This is a genomic window from Intrasporangium flavum (genome assembly GCF_001956915.1).
Classification (GTDB): domain Bacteria; phylum Actinomycetota; class Actinomycetes; order Actinomycetales; family Dermatophilaceae; genus Monashia; species Monashia flava.
On the sequence record NZ_MLJO01000024.1, the window covers coordinates 24,859 to 42,163 of the forward strand.

Here is a 17,305-nt window from a genome sequence, read left to right on the forward strand (position 1 = left end):
TGGTGTCGAGGTTCGATGTCGTCGTCGGCATCACAGGCCTGATCCGGCCCGGCGGCATCGCCCCGGCAGGCGGCGAAGTGACGCTGGTTCCGGGCGGTGTCGTCCGCCAGTGAACGGCCGTTCGCGAGCTTCGCAACGCGTTCCCGTGGAGGCTGCGATGATGCCTCGGTGAGCCCGCGCGCCACCCGATTCCCGTTCGACCCGAAGTCGACGGCGCACCTACGACCCGGGATGTTCTGGCCGATTGTTCTGGCCGATGGAGCATTTGGCGCGGGCGTCGTGCTGGGCGTGCCGCGCGCCGACGATCCACACCTTCCACAATCCAGCCGGATCTTCGTGGCCGGGCTGGTGGACTGGTTCGGCATTGCGGCCCCGGCTGTCGACGACCTCGTGGGCGCCCGGTTGATTACGTGGGGCACGGCGCATGTGAAGTCGATCAGTGCGACGAGCGATGGTGTGGGGCTGACTGGCGCGGCCTCGACCGATTGGAACGGCGTTGCCATGGTGTCGCACCGCGGCGGCGGACAAGTTGCGGTCTACGTGAACGGCGCGATGCGGGGTCCGGCTACGGCGAGCGAGGCCATGGACATGCCGGTGCTGGCCACGTGGGGCCTGACGTTTGTTCGGGCGCTCGCTGAGCGCCGCTTAGCTGCGAGGACGGCATCTTGAAATGCCGCGATCGCCTCTGTCCTCGCCCCTTGAGGCCAGTCGGATGCTTGAATGCGAACCATGCCGAACTGGGCGTTGCTCAATGACGCGTACGGGACAGCGGAGGACGTCCCGGGCCTCCTGACGAGGGCCGAGGGCTCGGACAGAGCGCTGGAGTGGGACGAGCTGTGGGGGCGGCTGTGTCACCAGGGAACGGTGTACTCGGCGAGCTATGCAGCGCTGCCTCAGTTGGCCGTCATGGCCAAGCGGCATGAGCCGGAAGGGCTCAGTGCGCCGGTGTATCTGGCGGCGTCGATCATCGCGTCCACCGACGGGCCGGTCGACCCGCGCGTCGTGCGCGCCGAGCATGCGGGCGTCTTGGCCGACCTGCGCGACATTGCCGAGCGGAACCTGTCCGAGCAGCGAATGACGTCGATTTCCTTCATGGCCTCGAGGCTCTCATGGCGTTCGAGGACGGCGGAGTGTGGCAGCGCAATCTCAACTTTGTGGCCGACGGCGAGATGCCCATGGAATGCCCGGCTGCCGAGAGCTACTGGTCCTCGACCTGGACGAGGATCTTGGCGCGCTCTCCAGCGAGACGGATGCCTCGGTGGCCGCAACCACAGTGTCCCCCGCTGCGCCACCGCCAGCGACAGTCGAGGGCCGACTTCTGCACCTGTCGCGGCTCAACGGGCACCCTGCCGTCGCGGAGAAGCTGTCCCTTCTCTTCGGACCCGGCAGCTGTCCTCACTGCGCTCAGAGCTTCGAAGTGGCCTCAGCGCTGTTCTGACCGCATGATCAGCTGGCGGCGAACAGACGCAGTCAGGCTGGAAACTTGATGGGCCGCCCAACCTCGATGAGGAGCGCGCTGGATAGTCTCGGGAATCCCGGCCCGCTGAGGCGTGTGGCTGAGGAGCATCGGTCGGTACCGTGCGGGTCATGACGACGCACACGGGGGATGTCCGGATCGGTCGAGTTGTCATCACGCTCGACACTGCTTCCGCTTGGATCCGCGACTACACCAATAGTGCGGGAAACATGGTGAGTGCGCGCCCGTTCGCCTTCCCCGCGTACGACAACTACGACGGCGGCACCACTGAGCCAGACCGACTCACTGACGGCGACCTGCTCGCGCCGGGACTGTTGAACGTGCCGGTCAAGATCAGGTCGTTCTACGGACTCCAACGCGTGCGCGGTCAACTGGAGGAGGCGCTGAGACACCCCATCTTGGAGGAGCCCCTAGCCGATGTGGAAGATCGAGAGGAGTTACAGCAGGCCGTGCGTGGGCTGTACGAGGTGCTGGACGACCCGACCTCGTCTCCGTGGGGCGTCGGAGGGACAACTCTGTCCAAGGTGCTCCACCGCAAGCGACCTCACTCGGTTGTGCTCCATGACCGGTGGGTGCACGCCTGCTACGTCGGCGACGACGCCCCAGTCGGCCGTGCTAAGGGCCGGACCTGGGCCGACTACATGGTCCTGATCACCGATGCGATCAAACAGGACATCACGAGCCAACCCGGTGCGTTCGGGATTCTCAGAGCCGCCGCCGGAGAGCCGGGCCGTCTCAGTGACGTTCGGCTCCTGGACATTCTGGCTTGGAACTCCAAAGGCGACGCTCCAGCAGTGAGCCCTGACGACTCCAACAGCGACGATGAAGAGGCCAGCTACCGGAACTCGGACACGACTGTCAGGTAGCGCATTAGGTCAGGTCAGCGCCGCGTAGAGCAACGTCCCGCCTGCGCGGCGGATAGACACGGGTCAAGTGCCCGACCCGCTGGACTCGACATTGGCCATCTGCCAGCCGAGGAAGGGGCCCGCCCTCCACCGCGTCGATAGAGCGCAGGAGCAAGTCCGCCGCTACCGTGCCAATGTGAGCACCCACCGCCTCCGAAAGCCCTTCGTACTACTCGAGGCCTTCTTGACTCCGGCTATCGCAGCTGCGTTGTTGCTGGCGGTCCTTCGACCGCTCTCCCTCGCTGTGCCCCTCGCGGTGCTGGTCTTGGCGTTCGGCGTCTCGACGATGGTTCGGGCATCACGTCGCTCCCTGACTGTCACAGAAGACGGGATCCAAATTCAGCGCGACAAGTACCGGCTGGACGCTCCATGGGATGCGATCACCGGGCTTGACTGTGGCCGGCGCCGGGGCCTGATCAGGGCCGACGAACTCCTCCTTGACGACTGCACGATCAGTGCTGTGGATCACCGCGGACGGGCCACAACCCTGCCTGACAGCCTGCAACCCCACCCCGCGACCACCCGGGTGCAGGTCAACTTCTACGACCGCGATTGGGCCTCAGGCCCCATCGGCGCGCATCTCAAAGCCAGAGGCGTGGCCAGTTAGCTCAGTGCGAGTGAGCAACTCCTGAGCGCGCGGCCACGCGGCGTTGTGACACGGCACCAGCTGGGCCGGCCGACCCCGGCCTACTCGCCACCGAACCGTCAAACACGCATCCCCATCAGTGTCGAACATGTGTTCTAATGGATGTCGGGCCAAATATGCGCCCGAGGACGCTGACGCACCGCAAGACGCGTGCGGTGTCACACTCGCGTGGTTACCTTGCGTTATCGTCAAACGATGGATCGGGAGGGGACGGGGTCGATGGTCACCGTGAAGACGCTCGAGTTTGAACTCAGTGGACGGTTCCAAGAGATCGCGGACACGGTGGGCAAGCGCCACCTCAGCGTGCGCTGGGAGCCCGCCCCTCGGATCGCCCGAGTGGGCGCGATGCTCGAGAACTACGACTGGGATACGCGCATGGCCGCGATCGAGGTCCTGCGCGCGTTCGAGCGCGAGCACGAGGACGAGTTCGCCCTCGAGTACGACGTCGTCCCGCTGGAAGCAGTGACGGACGAGTCCTACGCAGAGGCCTGATGGGGAGTCGGAACTGGCACCTCGAGCGTGCGAAGCGGCATAAAGCTGCGGCTGACGCTCTTCGGGACAACGACTTCGAGGACTGGGCGGCCGTCGCGCTGGCCTACGCCGCTCACCAGTGGGTGCACTCCGCACTCTCCGGCGAGCCTACGCTTTCGCGTGATGAGCGCCACCCCCCGAAAGCACACATCCCCGCCCGGGGCCGCCCATGGTGGTCGTGGGACCAACCAACTCGTCAACGCCTTGTTCCCGGACAGTGTGTCCCTCGCCTTCGCGTCGTTGTTCGAGATGGGACGCCGCTCCCGATACGACTTCAACAAGCTGGGCCCAGGAGCGTACAAACTGCTTGAGATGCAGTACGAAGTCGTTGTCCGCCATTGCAAGGCGCTCAACGCTTCCCGTCCGGATCGCTCAACACAAGAGCCCTGAAGCGGCGGTGTGACACTGGTTCGCGGAGCGCCGGTGCCCTCTTGGCTGGCCCATGGCCGAGCGCGCACTGACACGGGCGGACGCGGGGCTTCGGCTCGTGGGCGCGGCAACAGGCGGGCGGGCGCCTGTGCGCAGCCTGGTGACGCGGTCCAGTAGCCTGTCCCCCGTTGGCCAGCCCATCCGGGCCTCGCTATTGCGACGTTTGCAGCGAGGCTCCATCCAGAAGGTTGAAGCCATGCCCCGCCCTCGTAGCTCAGGGGATAGAGCACCGCTCTCCTAAAGCGGGTGTCGCAGGTTCGAATCCTGCCGGGGGCACCACACCTTCACACCTTCCGTCCGAACCGGGCAGCCAGCGCGCCGCCGGCCCATTCACCCGCAACGGCTGACGCGGACCTCCGCGCCGGGCGTCCACCATGACTGCGTCGGCGGCGTCCCGACGCCCGGCGTTGCGGCGTGGTCGGCACCATCCCGGTTCGCGGGCGAAGCGAGCAGTCGCGAGCGAATCGGGCCATCCGGCGGGCGACCTTGCGTCGAGCCGTTTCCGAGGAGGTTGCTTGTGACCACACAGACGAAGCCCGACCAGCCCGCCGAGCCGGCTCGCGCGGGGGCCCTCAGCGACAAGCAGCTCGTCGAGCTGCTGCGGCTCATCAAGGGCGCCGACACCGTCGAGCTCAAGCTGAGCGTGCCCGACGCGAACCAGCGATCGACGGTCATGGCCCTCGGCATGGACCCGCTCGAGAGCCACATCCGCCAGGTCTTCTTCTTCGACACCCCCGGCCTCGACCTCAACGGCCACGGAGTCGTGCTGCGCGCCCGGAGGATCCAGGCCCGGCCCGGCGACTCCGTCGTCAAGCTGCGCCCGGTCGACCCCGAGAACCTCAGCGCCGAACAGCGGCAGGCGCCCGGCTTCGGGGTCGAGGTCGACGCCATGCCCGGCGGCTTCGTCTGCTCGGCGTCGATGAAGGCCGAGCAGCCCGACGCCAAGATCCTCGAGGTCATGGCCGGCGCCCGTCCGCTGTCCAAGCTGTTCACCAAGCAGCAGCGCGCCCTGTACGAGTCCCACGCGCCGGCCGGCATCGCCATCGACGACCTCTCGGTCCTCGGCCCGATCAACGTCCTGAAGCTGAAGTTCACGCCGCCCGACTTCGACCGCCGGCTCGTCGCCGAGCTGTGGCTCTACCCCGACAGCACGCGCATCCTCGAGCTGTCGACCAAGTGCCCCACCGCCGAGACGTTCGACACCGCCGCCATCGTCCGGGGCTACCTCTCCTCCCACGGCGTCGACCTGGCGGCCGCACAGCAGACGAAGACCAAGACGGCGCTCGAGTTCTTCGCGCGCGAGCTGTCGGGCGCGACGTCGTAGCATGAGGCCGCATCCCGATGTTGCGGGATGTGCTGCGACACAGTCGATTCCGGAGACACGTCACGGAATGGACCGACATGGTGGGGCCAAACGACGCTCCCCGCTGGGAGGTCCTTGGGGGCCCTCTGGGATGTTCCTGTTCCACTGTGGGCGCACCTCGTCTTCCCTAGCGTGGACACGCCCTTCGGGGGCTTCGGAGGGCGACGTTCCGCTCCTATGGAGGACCCATGAAGAAACACGCGTCCACACGACTCAAGACGTTGCTGGCAGCCATCGGGTCGGTCCTTCTCGGCACCGCGTTCCTCGCACCAGCGAGCGTCGCCGGAGCCGAGACGAGCCACAGCCCGACCACCTGGAGAGTGCACGTCGGAGCGCAGTCGCCCAACGGGGCGATCCAGGGGATGCAGTTCCTGCCGGGCGACATCTGGATCGACGTGGGTGACACCGTGCACTGGACGGCCGACTCCATGGAGCCCCACACCGTCACGTTCCTGCCGGTCGGCCAGCTGCCGGCACCGTTCGACCCCACGGACCCGGCGCAGACGACGCCGTCTCCCCAGCACTCGATCGCGGCCCCGGGCGACATGCGCAACTCCGGCGTCCTGTCGACCCTGCAGTTCTCCGAGCTGCCCGCGACGTACACCTCGTACAACCTGACCTTCACCGGCACCGGGGACTTCGTGTACTACTGCCTCATCCACGGCAAGGCCATGAAGGGCACGGTCCACGTGGCGGCCGCCGGCACGGCCTACCCGCACAGCCAGCGGTTCTACGACCGGCAGTTCCGCAAGGGCCGCGCCGAGATGATCCGTGACGGCAACCGGTTCTACGCCAAGGCGCGCACCGAGTCCTCGAGCCACCACGTCTTCGTCGGCGCGGTCGACGAGGCCGGGATGCTGATGATCATGCGGTTCATCCGCACCACGGTGCACGTGCACGTCGGCGACACGATCGACTTCGACTGGTCGCTCAACAACGGCGACCCGGTCCCGCACACGGTGACCTTCGGCCCCGAGCCGCCCGCGCCGTTCCCGGTCGGCGATCCGACGCACTTCACCGGCGGGTCCCTCAGCTCGGGCGTCCTGCCGACGGCCGGGCCGGGCACGCACTTCCGCGTGACCTTCGACAAGGCCGGCACCTACCCGTACATCTGCATGTTCCACGACGGGATGGGGATGGTCGGCAAGGTCGTCGTCACGGCCGGCCACGACGACTGACCTGCCGGACCGACGCCGGTGGGGCGGTGCGTCGACACCACCCCACCGGCGTCGACCGGGACCCGGGCCGGCGACGGCTCGTCGTCCCGGGTGGCCCAAAACGGACGCCGAGGGAGCATCCGACAGGATCCGGCGCACACCCAGCCCACTCACGGGGATGTTGCAGGAAGTCGCAGCCACAGAATCCCCCACGGGGTACCGACGTGTGTCACCGTGGACTCAGGGTCGAAAAGACGGCCGGGTCGTTTCACCGTCCGGCCGGACCCGTCCACACTTGCTCGTCCCGCCGCGGCGCCCTCCCGGACCAGGCTTCACCCTCCCGGAACTGGCCACCCGAAACGCGGCGGGACGAGCCCCTTCCCAGCCCCGGCGGCCCTCGCCCGACGCTCCCTGCGCGGCGCGTGTCGGCGCGTGTCGGCGCGTCCTGACGCGGGTACGGCGTCCACCGGCAGCACGACGCCGCAGCGACCGACGCTGCGCAGCGCCCGACGCCGGAAAGGACGCCCCCATGAGCGTGACGAGCTTCCAGGACCTCCCCCTCGCCGACCGCGACCGTGAGTGGGACGGCGACGCCGCCGAGAAGCGGGTCCGCCGCTGGGCCGACGCCGAGGACGAGCCGAACGCGAGGTACCGCGACGCGCACGTCTGGTACGACGCGAAGAAGAAGGACAACTTCACCGCCTACAAGCTGCTCGTCGCCGATGTCGTCGACGGCCGGCTGCACGCCGTGCCCCGCGGGGTCATGGCCGCGGCGGCCGTGATGCAGGGCTCCCGCGGCGGGGTCGACCTGCCGGCGAAGGACGCCGACCGCGTCCGCAGCCACCTCGCGAAGTACTACGCGAAGATGGGCGAGGAGGCTCCGTGGGAGCGGGACTGACCCGCCCCCTGGCGACGCGCCGACGCGGTGTTCAACGGGTACCCGGGGTGGGTACGGGCAGCCCATGAGCAGAACCGTCACAGCGATCGTCGCCGAGCTGGCCCGCGTCGAGGACGAGGTGCGCTGGGCCGCCCTGTCCGCCGGCACCCGCACCGACGCCCTGCACCTGGCCGAGCTCACCGCCCGGGAGGACGCGCTCGTGCGCGAGCTGCGCGCCGTCGACGTCAGCATCGACCTCTCCCAGGGCCCTGACGCCCTCACGGCCCCCGCGCTCTGATCGGACGCCCCACCGGACCACTCCCCCGCCCCGTCCGCGCGTGCCACGATGTGAAGGCGTCGCACGCACGGACGAACGGAGCGCGTCATGGCCACCGACCCCGCCCACGGCTTCCTCACCGAACCGCCGCTGACGGATCACGTCCGCGCCTCGTTCCAGGTTGACGTCGACACCCAGGGCTTCGTCATGAACCTGTCGCACCTGTGGGCGCACGACCCGGCCGCGCACGACACGCTCTTCGCGCTGCTCGCCGACATGGTCCGCATCGGCGGCCTGAGCTTTCGGCAGCGCGGCATCCTCGTCAGCGCCGCGGCGGCCACCGCGGGCGACTCCTACTGCGCGCTCGCGTGGGGCAACCGCCTCGCCGGTGAGGCCGGCGACGACGTCGCGGGGGCCGTGCTCACCGGCGACGACGCGTCGCTCGACGCCACCGACGCCGCGCTCGCCGCGTGGGCGCGCACGGTCGCCCGCGACGCCAACGCGACGACCCCCGCCGACCTCGAGCCACTGCGCGCGGCCGGGTTCGACGACCGGCAGATCTTCGCCATCACGGTCTTCGTCGCGCTGCGCCGGGCCTTCTCGATGGTCAACGCGGCCCTCGGCGCCCAGCCCGACGCGCAGCTGCGCTCGGCGTCCCCGGTGCCGGTCGGCGACGCGGTGTCGTTCGGGCGGCCCACCGCCGGGGCGCCCTCGGCCACGAGCGTCGACGCGTCGACCCCGGACGCCCCCTGAGCCCGGACGCGTCGAGGCCCGGACGCGTGGTGCGTCAGCCGGGCGCTAGGCCCGGTCGCCGCCCTGCACGGCGACCCCGCGCAGCAGCGCGAGGTACTCCTCGACCGGGCGCGCCCCGGCCACGGCGGCGAACCCGTTGGCGAGCACGAACGGCGTCGAGGTGATGCCGAGGTCGCGGGCCTGCTTCTCGTCGGAGCGCACCTCGCCCGCGTAGTGGTCGGACGCGAGCACCGCGGCCACGCGCCGCTCGTCGAGGCCGCACTCGGCGGCGAGCCGCTGCAGCACCTCCGGCTCGTCGAGCGGCAGGCCCTCGCGGAAGTGCGCGGTGAAGAACCGCTCGACCGCGGCCGACTGCAGGGCCGGGCCGCCCAGCTCGCGGGCCAGCGACACGAGCCGGTGCGCGTCGAAGGTGTTGGCCGTGACGGCCGAGTCGAGGTCGAAGACGAGGTCGTCGGCCTCGGCCACCTCGTGGGCGTGCGCGCGCAGCGCCCGCTCGGCCTCGGCCTCCTCGTCGGGCCGCGAACCGAGCTGGTCGGGCACGGGCTCGTTGCGCCGGGCCGGCCACTCCGGGTCCAGCTCGTAGGCGCGCAGCCGCACCGTGACGTCGTGCGGCCGTTCGAAGGCGTGGATCGCGGCCTCGATCCGGCGCTTGGCGATCCAGGACCAGGGGCAGACGAGGTCGGCCCAGACGTCGAGCTCGATGAGGGTCGTGGACTCTGCAGCAGGCTGGACGGTCATCACCTCATCCAACCACGGTCGCACCCGGCGACGGGCGGCCCCGATGCCTCGGGACGAACCCCGGAAAGTCCCGAGAACGACGTCGCGCCCCCACCCGGACGGGTGGGGGCGCGACGGAGGGTCCGTGGCTGCGAGCCGAGGCTCAGGCGCGGCCGTAGCCCGACGGCGTGGTCCAGATCGAGTGGTAGCCGATCGTGGTGCCGGGGCGCTGGGCGTCGATCATGACGCCGGGGCTGACGTAGATGCCGACGTGGTAGACCGGCGAGCCGAAGAAGACGAGGTCACCCGCGCGCGGGTTGCTGACCGGCGTCGTGGCGGCCTTCTGCTGCGACGCCGTGCGCGGCAGAGAGACGCCGGCCTGGCGGAAGACGTACTGGACGAAGCCCGAGCAGTCGAAGCCCGACGGGCTCGTGCCGCCGTAGACGTACGGGACGCCGAAGTAGGACTGGGCGATGCCGACGATGCCGGACGCCGTGGGCGCCGGGTCGGACAGCGCGACGCGGGAGGCCGAGCGGGACGCGCGGTCGGCGGCCTGCTGGCGGGCGTCCTCCGCAGCCTTGGCGGCGGCGCGCTCCTTCTCGACCTTGACGTCCTTGATGACGACCGGCTTGACCGTCGCCTGCTTCGCGGCCGGCTTGGCGTAGCCGATCGAGGAGAGGGCGCTGGCCGCCTTGAGCGTGCCGACCTGGGGGCCGACGACCGACGGCGCCGCGGTGCTCGAGCCGTCGGCCGCGCTCGCCGGACCGGCGAACGTCGCGACGAGACCACCGGAAGCGGCCACGATCGCGGCACCCTTCACGGCGGGCTGAGCGGACTCCTTGGCGATGAGCTTGAGCTCGGCGATCGCGTTGAACCGGCCGGGGGCGCGGTGGCGCCCGGTAACGTTCTGAGCCACGTTTGACCTCTCGACGCCTACGAGGTGAGCTGTCGGGTTCGGGCGGATTGAGGTACTGCTCGCCCGGCCATCGCTCGGACCTTGCGGTCCACGGAGGGCTTCACCCCGAGGACGTCCGGAGACGCCCGAAGGTGGTTCCCCCGCTCCTGCCATGCGGATCGTGCAGGGGCCCCGGGTCGATGGCAGGATTAGGCGGTTCGACCCGTGGCACTCGCCCGACGGGGAGAGCGAGCGGGGCTCACGCTACCCAAACTGCGCGCGGGTTGTCACCCCGAGAGACCGACGATTTCAACGGATTTTCCGTCGGATCGTCCGAGGCCGTCCCAAATGCCCACAGCCCCAACACAATCGGGCACGCCGAATCGGACGAAACGGACAGGTCGGGCCCGGTCCGCTCCGTGGGCACGCCTCCGAGGCGTCCGCTGGCGTGGGCTCAGGCGGCCTGGCAGAACACGTGGACGGCCACCTCGTCGGGCAGCGACACGCCCTCACCGGCGTCCGGCGCCTCGCTCACGGCCACGACCCGCCCGCCCTCGCGGACGACGCGCACCCGCGCCCCCGGCAGCACCCCGGCGGAGGTGAGCAGGGCCAGCGCCTCGGGGTCGACCTGCACCGGCTCGCCGATCCGGCGGATCGTCACGACAGCCGGCTCGGCGCCCGCCGCGGTGGTCAGGGCCGTGAGGCCGGTGAGGAAGCCGGCGGCGGCCTCCTCGGACACGCCGAGCTCGTGCAGCCCCGGGATCGGGTTGCCGTAGGGCGACTCGAGGCCACCCTCGATGAGGCCGAGGATCTTGCGCTCGACCTTCTCCGACATGACGTGCTCCCAGCGGCACGCCTCGTCGTGGGCGTACTCCCACTCGAGGCCGATGACGTCGACGAGGAGCCGCTCGGCGAGGCGGTGCTTGCGCATGACGCGCGTCGCGAGGAGGCGGCCGTGGTCGGACAGCTCGAGGTGACGGTCGCCCGACACGGCGACGAGGCCGTCGCGCTCCATCCGGGCCACGGTCTGCGACACCGTCGGGCCGGAGTGGCCCAGACGCTCCGCGATGCGTGCGCGCAGGGGGACGATGCCCTCCTCCTCGAGCTCGAAGATGGTGCGCAGGTACATCTCGGTGGTGTCGATCAGGTCCGTCACGGTCATACCTTCTCAGAATCAGGACGCCTCGGGCGTCGCCCCTCCCGGCGCCCCTTCCGCCGCCTCTCCCGCGGCGCCGGCACCGCGGCCCCGCAGGGGTCGCGTCGGGTCGTGGCGCGGCACCCAGATGCGCAGCCACCCCGCGCCGAGCAGCGCCGCCGCGCCGAGGACGACGGCGGACGCCCCGAGCGTCAGGACGGCCGTCAGGGCTGACAACGCCAGCGGGCCCGCCGCCCTTCCCAGGTCGGCGCAGAGGCGCCACCCGCCGAGGAACTGGGCACGCCCGTCGGCCGGCGACGCGTCGGCCCCGAGGGTCATGATGAGCCCGGCCCCGAGGCCGTTGCCGATCCCGAGCACCGTGGCGGCGGCGGTCACGGCCACGAGCGAGGTGGCGAGCGGCAGCAGCGCCATGCCGAGGCCGAGCACGAGCATGCTCGGCACCGCGGCGGCCACCCGGCCGAACCGGTCCATGAGCCAGCCCGAGGGATAGAACAGGAGCATGTCGACGGCTCCGGCGACGCCGAAGACGAGCGAGGTCTGCGCCGGGCTGAACCCGACCGACTCGGCCCACAGCGGCACGAGCGCCTCGCGGATCGCCCGCGCGCCGGCGACGCACATCGCACCGGTGCCGAGGGTCAGGAGCACGTGCCGGTGCTCGAGGAGCACCGACGCCACCGACCGCGGGGCGCGCCCGCCACCCCGGACGCGACCGCCCCGACCGCCCCGACCGCCCCGACCGGCCGCGTGCGCGTCGTGGCCGGCGGTGATGTCGGGCGCGACGAGCACGAGCAGGAACGCCGCGACGCTCGCGATGCCGCCGACGACGTAGGCCGACTCGATACCCCACCGGGTGATGACGAGAGAGCCGACGAACGGGCCGATGAAGTAGCCGATGCGGTGAACCCCGCCGAGCGTCGACAGGGCCCGGGCCCGCATCGCGACCGGCACCGCCTCGGTGAGGTAGGCCTGCCGGGCCAGGCCGAACAGCGATCCGGCCAACCCGATGACGAGCACGCCAGTGAAGAGCCCGGCGACCGAGCCGGCCAGCGCCGCCACGACCATGCCGACGGCCTCGACGACGGCGGCCACGAGCAGGGCCCGCCGCTCGCCGATGCGCGCCGCGAGCGCCCCGGACGGCAGGTCGCCGAGCAGCTGGCCGATGCCGAGGGTCCCGACGAGCAGGGCCGCGACGCCGAGCGAGGCACCGAGCTCACGGGCCGAGACGGCGATGATCGGCGCGACGGCGCCGGCACCCGTGGAGCCGAGCAGCGTCGGCCCGTACGCCGACAGCGCGACGGCGCGCAGGCGCAGGGGCTCGCCCTCCTGGGCAGGCGCCGATGCAGGGCCGGGCGCAGGGCCCGGGCGCCCCGACGGGCGTCCGATATGCCCCGGTTCGGGCCCGGGCCCGCCGTTCCGCTCCCCCTGAGTCTCGGTCACGCCACAGGACCCTAACGATCGGGTTACTCAGGTGGCCGGGTCGTTCCGGCCGACGGAACGATGGGGCCGTGACGACGAGCGAGCGGGCTACGGGGGCCCTGGCGGTGGCAGCAGCCACCGCCCTCGTCGTCGCGCTCGCCTCCCCCGTCGCCACCGCCGTCATCGGGCTCATCATCTTCGGCACCCTCGCCGTGCTGCTCGAGCTGCGCTACCTCATCGGCCGCCTGCCCGTCATCGCGCGCCGCGACGTCGTCAGCGGCCTCGCGGTGCTCCTCGCCGGCACGAGCGTGCTGCGCCTCGCCGAGCACCTGCTCGGCAGCCAGGCCCGACGCGCCGAGGCCATGCTCGGCTTCTGCGTGGTCGCGCTCGTGGCCCGGGTGGGCCTGCGTGGACGCCGACGCGTCGTGGCCTACGTCGTCGCCGGGCTGCTCGGCGCCGCGTCGCTCGTGTGGCCCGACCACTACGCGTTCGCGCTGCTGCACCTGCACCAGCTCGTCGTCCTCGTCTTCCTCTGGGACTGGGCCGGCCGCCTGCCCCGGGCCTTCGACCGCCGGCTGTTCCGCGGCGTCCAGCTCGCGTGGGGGCTGCTCGTCCCCGCGGCCCTGCTCGCCGGCGCGGTCGACTCGTGGCTGACCGGCGAGCCCGGCATCGTGCGCAGCGTCGTCGGCGACGGGCGCTCCCTCGTGGCCGCGGCCGCCCTGCCCGGCGACGCGTCGGGCGTGCTCGACCTGCGCCTGCTCACCGTCTACGCGTTCCTGCAGACGATGCAGCTGCTCGTGTGGGTGGCGTTCATGCCGCGCTTCGCCACCGAGGAGTCGGCCGCCTTCGAGGGCCGCTTCCCGTGGCTGACCGGGGCCCGGGTCTGGGCGGTCGGGTTCATCGCCGCGGCGGTCGTCGCCGTCGTCTTCGCGATGGGGTTCCGGCAGGGGCAGGTGCTCTTCGGCGCCCTGTGGTCGTGGGCCGTGCACCTCGAGATGGCAGCGGCGCTCGTCGTCGTCGCGGCCGGTCGCCGCACCCGGACCAAGCCGCGCCTCACCCTCGTGCCCGACCCGCCAGCCAGCGCCGAGCCGCCCACGCCGCGCCAGGCCGGGCCCGCTGCCGGCGGCCACGGCTCGGTCGCCGACCCGCAGCCGGCCACGGCCGTCGCCCCCGAGGCCGAGGTCGGCAGCTGACCGACCGCGCCACCGGCGTCGGTTCGCCCGGTGGAAAAGTCCTTGCCCGCCTCCGCGGCGCGACGTAACGTCGTCGCATCGACAACGGAAGGAGGTGGTCCGAGAAGTGATCTCTTCCGGAACGTGCGAGGTGGCCACGCGATAGCCGCGTCCCCACCTTCACTCAGGAGTGAGGCAGGGCGGTCCGGTCAGCCGGGCCGCCCTGTTCTGTGTCCGCCGCCGGTCGGCCCGCTCAGGGCTGCAGGCGCGAGCGGCTCCAGGCCGAGGGGTCGGCGAGGCTGCCGACGCCGGTGCGGCGGAAGACGATGCGGTCGTGGAGCCGGTTGGCGCGTCCGGCCCAGAACTCGACCTCGTCGCAGACGACGCGCCAGCCGCCCCAGAAGTCGGGCACCGGCACGTCGGCATCGCTGCCGGTGTCGGGGAAGCGCGCCAGCACCTCCTGCCAGCGGCGCTCGAGCTCGGCGCGGTCGGCGGCCGGGCGCGACTGGTCCGAGGCCCACGCCGACAGCCGGGAGCCGTACGGGCGCGAGGAGAAGTAGGCCTCGACCTCGCTGCGCCCGACCAGCTGGGCCCGGCCCCGGAACCGGATCGCCCGGTAGAGCGAGGGCCAGGTCAGCGACACCGCGACGCTCGGGTTGGCGCGCAGCTCCTCGCTCTTGGCCGAGCCGAGGTTGGTGACGAAGCCGGGACCCCGCTCGTCGAAGAAGCGCATGAGCACGGTGCGCACGTTCGGCACGCCGGACGCGTCGACGGTGGCCACCGAGATGGCCGTCGGCTCTGGCACGTCGTCGCGCTCGTGGGCCGCGAGCACCGCGGCGTCGACCCACGCGCGGGCCTGCTCGTAGGGCGATTCCGCCACCTGCGACTCGTCGAGGCCCTCGCCCGCGTAGTCGACGCGTCGCGCCTGCGGGGGCACGGACGCGTCGGACGCACCTGACGCGTCGGTCGCGCCGGCCATGCCGCCGGACGCGTCGGTCGAGCGGTTCGCGTCGGTCGCGTCGCTGGTGCCGGCGCCGGGCGGGTACGAGGAGTCCGGAGTGTCCATGACCTCAGACTAGGGTTTGGGGCAGACGGCCCGCGGGCGTCGGGCGACGGCCCCGCGGACGCAACGATCGGCCCGGCGACGGGCAGGAGGAGTAGACGCGATGGCAGGCAAGGGCAAGGTGATCGGCCAGGGCGTCCGGCTCGGCATCAAGTACGGACCGCAGATCTGGGTGGCCACCCAGGCGTTCCGCGAGCCGGCCAAGGAGGCCATCAACAAGGCCGTCTCGAGCGAGAAGGCCCGCCGGCAGGCCATGGCCCACGCGTCGTCGCTGTCCGAGGGCAGCATCCTCAAGGTCTACAAGGGCGATCGCGCGCACTGGGTGGTCTTCAGCGCCGACGAGTCGGTCACCGTGTACCCGCCGGCCGACATCCCGCTGTCGATGCTCGTCGAGCGTGCCGACCTCACCAAGCGGATCCGCCCCGAGGACAAGGTCGGCGTCAAGGGCCGCGCCAAGGACGCCGCCACCGCGGCCCTGCGCCGCGGCAAGCCCAACCAGCTGAACTGACCCCGCTCCACGCCGCGGGCCCGCGTCAGTCGGCGATGACGATGCCGAGCTCGGCGGCGAGCGCGTCGGCCAGGTCGATGACCTGCGGCCGCGACAGCGTCGCGCCCTTGAGGCCGGCCAGGCCGTGGGGTGCCCGCAGCGTCGCCCCTGATAGGTCGAGCCCCTTGTAGCGGCCACGGCCGAACGACGGCTCGACCAGCGTGCACCCCTCGAACGTCAGCCCGTCGACAGTGGCCTCCTGCAGGTCGAGCTCGACGACGACGCAGTCGAGGAACGTGACGTCCTTGAGCTTCGCACCGCGCAGATTGAGGAAGTCGATCTTGCCGCCCCGCACCGTGACGTCGCGCCACGTCGAGCCCCACGCCGACACGGCCCCGAGGCGGCAGCCCTCGAGGGTCGTCTCGATCAGGCTCGCCTCCGGCAGGCTGACGCCGACGCCGTGGACGCGGTCCCACTCGCACTCGGACCAGCGCGAGGACTCCAGGTGGGCGTCGTCGAGGCCCACGTCGACGAGCGAGCACTCGAGGAAGGTGAAGCCGCCGGCGCGCGCCGCGGTGAAGTCGGTGCCCTCGAAGCGCACGGCGTCCTGGTGGGGGTCTCGTGTGGCGAACACCGCGTCGCGAAAGGAGGTCTGGTCGGCTGCTGACGGCATACGGTGAGTCTGGCAGCGAGGACCGACGGCTCCCGACCACGGCGCCCGACGCGTCCGCGAGGACCGACGGCTCCCGACCACGGCGCCCGACGCGTCCGCTGCCTGGCCTCCACACCGCGGTGGTACCGCCTGCACAGCAAGGACCCACATGGCAGACAGCACGCCGGACCCCGACTTCAAGCCGGGTCTCGAGGGAGTCATCGCGTTCGAGTCGACGATCGCCGAGCCGGACAAGGAGGGTGGGGCCCTCCGCTACCGCGGCGTCGACATCAACGACCTCGTCGGCCGCGTCGACTTCGGGCACGTCTGGGGCCTGCTCGTCGACAACGAGTTCGACCCGGGCCTGCCGCCCGCAGAGCCCTATCCCCTGCCGGTCCACACCGGCGATGTCCGCGTCGACGTCCAGTCGGCGCTCGCGATGCTCGCGCCCGTCTGGGGCTTCCGCCCGACGCTCGACATCGACGCCGAGGAGGTGCGCGACAACCTGGCTCGGGCCGCCGTCATGGCGCTGTCCTTCGTCGGCCAGTCGGCGCGCGGCCTCGGCCGCCCGATGGTGCCCCAGCGCGAGGTCGACAAGGGCCGCTCCATCACCGAGCGGTTCATGATCCGCTGGCGGGGCGAGCCCGACCCCAAGCACGTCGAGGCCGTCGACGCCTACTGGGTGTCGGCCGCCGAACACGGCATGAATGCCTCCACCTTCACCGCGCGCGTCATCACCTCGACCGGCGCCGACGTGGCCGCCGCGCTCTCCGGAGCGGTCGGCGCGATGTCGGGACCGCTCCACGGCGGGGCCCCCTCGCGCGTGCTCCACATGCTCTCCGGCGTCGAGGAGCAGGGCGACGCGTCGGCCTACGTCAAGGGTGTCCTCGACCGCGGCGAGCGCCTCATGGGCTTCGGCCACCGCGTCTACCGGGCCGAGGACCCGCGCGCCCGCGTGCTGCGCGCGGCCTGCGAGCGCCTCGGCGCCCCGCGCTACGAGGTGGCCGCGGCCCTGGAGAAGGCCGCGCTCGAGGAGCTGCAGGCCCGGCGCCCCGACCGCGTGCTCGCCACGAACGTCGAGTTCTGGGCAGCGGTCATCCTCGACTTCGCCGAGGTGCCGCCGGAGATGTTCACGCCGATGTTCACGTGCGCGCGCACCGCCGGCTGGTCGGCGCACATCCTCGAGCAGAAGCAGACCGGACGCCTCATCCGACCGTCCTCGCGCTACATCGGCGAGGGGCCCCGCAAGCCCGAGGACGTCGCGGGCTGGACGCCCCAGGTCACCGGCTGAACCCACCGCTCTCCCGGGGTGCCCCCCGGCTCTGACGCGCG

At 71.5% G+C, this 17,305-nt stretch carries 19 protein-coding genes, 1 tRNA gene and 1 riboswitch; of the genes, 13 read left to right on the top strand and 7 right to left on the bottom strand.

Annotation, left to right across the window (positions count from 1 at the left end; translation table 11 throughout):
- Positions 1-168 precede the first annotated feature (168 nt).
- On the top strand, positions 169-669 hold the full coding sequence (locus BIV28_RS16800) for a hypothetical protein (RefSeq protein WP_207556055.1): 501 nt from the start codon (positions 169-171) through the stop codon (positions 667-669).
- A gap of 224 nt (positions 670-893) precedes the next feature.
- Here the strand turns inward: BIV28_RS16800 and BIV28_RS16805 are convergent, their stop codons facing one another.
- Positions 894-1,094, bottom strand: coding sequence for a hypothetical protein (locus tag BIV28_RS16805; protein ID WP_076263687.1), 201 nt, complete (start codon positions 1,092-1,094; stop codon positions 894-896).
- A gap of 493 nt (positions 1,095-1,587) precedes the next feature.
- On the opposite strand from BIV28_RS16805, the gene BIV28_RS16810 reads away from it, so the two are divergent.
- From BIV28_RS16810 to BIV28_RS16850, 9 genes are all read left to right on the top strand, one after another.
- Complete coding sequence (locus tag BIV28_RS16810; RefSeq protein WP_076263688.1) at positions 1,588-2,343, top strand: DUF6308 family protein; 756 nt, start codon at positions 1,588-1,590, stop codon at positions 2,341-2,343.
- Between the two features lie 175 nt (positions 2,344-2,518).
- Complete coding sequence (locus tag BIV28_RS16815) at positions 2,519-2,989, top strand: hypothetical protein (protein WP_207556056.1); 471 nt, start codon at positions 2,519-2,521, stop codon at positions 2,987-2,989.
- Between the two features lie 234 nt (positions 2,990-3,223).
- Positions 3,224-3,520 (top strand): hypothetical protein, encoded by a 297-nt coding sequence (locus tag BIV28_RS16820; protein ID WP_076263690.1) that lies wholly within the window; start codon positions 3,224-3,226, stop codon positions 3,518-3,520.
- A gap of 671 nt (positions 3,521-4,191) precedes the next feature.
- A tRNA-Arg gene (locus BIV28_RS16825) sits at positions 4,192-4,267 on the top strand.
- Positions 4,268-4,505: 238 nt separating this feature from the next.
- Positions 4,506-5,312: a CYTH domain-containing protein gene (locus BIV28_RS16830; protein WP_076263691.1), complete on the top strand. Its 807-nt coding sequence runs from the start codon at positions 4,506-4,508 to the stop codon at positions 5,310-5,312.
- Between the two features lie 227 nt (positions 5,313-5,539).
- On the top strand, positions 5,540-6,529 hold the full coding sequence (locus BIV28_RS16835; RefSeq protein WP_076263692.1) for a cupredoxin domain-containing protein: 990 nt from the start codon (positions 5,540-5,542) through the stop codon (positions 6,527-6,529).
- 508 nt (positions 6,530-7,037) lie between these two features.
- Entirely contained in the window at positions 7,038-7,406 is a 369-nt protein-coding gene (locus tag BIV28_RS16840) for a hypothetical protein (protein WP_076263693.1), read from the top strand.
- 64 nt (positions 7,407-7,470) lie between these two features.
- Complete coding sequence (locus BIV28_RS16845) at positions 7,471-7,683, top strand: hypothetical protein (protein WP_076263694.1); 213 nt, start codon at positions 7,471-7,473, stop codon at positions 7,681-7,683.
- Between the two features lie 87 nt (positions 7,684-7,770).
- On the top strand, positions 7,771-8,415 hold the full coding sequence (locus BIV28_RS16850; RefSeq protein WP_076263695.1) for a carboxymuconolactone decarboxylase family protein: 645 nt from the start codon (positions 7,771-7,773) through the stop codon (positions 8,413-8,415).
- Between the two features lie 45 nt (positions 8,416-8,460).
- Here the strand turns inward: BIV28_RS16850 and BIV28_RS16855 are convergent, their stop codons facing one another.
- The 4 genes from BIV28_RS16855 to BIV28_RS16870 all read right to left on the bottom strand — a co-directional run bounded on the left by BIV28_RS16855 (position 8,461) and on the right by BIV28_RS16870 (position 12,620).
- A complete protein-coding gene (locus BIV28_RS16855; protein ID WP_083707447.1) occupies positions 8,461-9,153 on the bottom strand; it encodes a DsbA family oxidoreductase in 693 nt (230 codons plus the stop codon).
- Between the two features lie 142 nt (positions 9,154-9,295).
- Positions 9,296-10,048 (bottom strand): C40 family peptidase, encoded by a 753-nt coding sequence (locus BIV28_RS20460; protein WP_076263696.1) that lies wholly within the window; start codon positions 10,046-10,048, stop codon positions 9,296-9,298.
- A 2-nt stretch (positions 10,049-10,050) separates the two neighbouring features.
- Positions 10,051-10,253: riboswitch (cyclic di-AMP (ydaO/yuaA leader) on the bottom strand.
- Between the two features lie 228 nt (positions 10,254-10,481).
- A complete protein-coding gene (locus BIV28_RS16865; protein ID WP_076263731.1) occupies positions 10,482-11,183 on the bottom strand; it encodes an iron-dependent transcriptional repressor DtxR in 702 nt (233 codons plus the stop codon).
- A gap of 18 nt (positions 11,184-11,201) precedes the next feature.
- Positions 11,202-12,620: an MFS transporter gene (locus tag BIV28_RS16870; RefSeq protein ID WP_242653104.1), complete on the bottom strand. Its 1,419-nt coding sequence runs from the start codon at positions 12,618-12,620 to the stop codon at positions 11,202-11,204.
- A 68-nt stretch (positions 12,621-12,688) separates the two neighbouring features.
- On the opposite strand from BIV28_RS16870, the gene BIV28_RS16875 reads away from it, so the two are divergent.
- On the top strand, positions 12,689-13,792 hold the full coding sequence (locus tag BIV28_RS16875) for a hypothetical protein (RefSeq protein ID WP_076263697.1): 1,104 nt from the start codon (positions 12,689-12,691) through the stop codon (positions 13,790-13,792).
- Positions 13,793-14,024: 232 nt separating this feature from the next.
- Here the strand turns inward: BIV28_RS16875 and pdxH are convergent, their stop codons facing one another.
- Positions 14,025-14,750 carry a pyridoxamine 5'-phosphate oxidase gene (gene pdxH, locus BIV28_RS16880; protein ID WP_076263733.1) on the bottom strand — a complete coding sequence of 242 codons (726 nt, stop codon included), beginning with the start codon at positions 14,748-14,750 and terminating at the stop codon, positions 14,025-14,027.
- A 187-nt stretch (positions 14,751-14,937) separates the two neighbouring features.
- On the opposite strand from pdxH, the gene BIV28_RS16885 reads away from it, so the two are divergent.
- On the top strand, positions 14,938-15,342 hold the full coding sequence (locus BIV28_RS16885; RefSeq protein ID WP_076263698.1) for a hypothetical protein: 405 nt from the start codon (positions 14,938-14,940) through the stop codon (positions 15,340-15,342).
- Positions 15,343-15,367: 25 nt separating this feature from the next.
- Here the strand turns inward: BIV28_RS16885 and BIV28_RS16890 are convergent, their stop codons facing one another.
- Positions 15,368-15,994 (bottom strand): pentapeptide repeat-containing protein, encoded by a 627-nt coding sequence (locus tag BIV28_RS16890; RefSeq protein ID WP_076263699.1) that lies wholly within the window; start codon positions 15,992-15,994, stop codon positions 15,368-15,370.
- A gap of 148 nt (positions 15,995-16,142) precedes the next feature.
- Here BIV28_RS16890 and BIV28_RS16895 point away from each other — a divergent pair, with 148 nt between their 5' ends.
- A complete protein-coding gene (locus BIV28_RS16895) occupies positions 16,143-17,264 on the top strand; it encodes a citrate synthase 2 (RefSeq protein WP_076263700.1) in 1,122 nt (373 codons plus the stop codon).
- Positions 17,265-17,305: the final 41 nt, after the last annotated feature.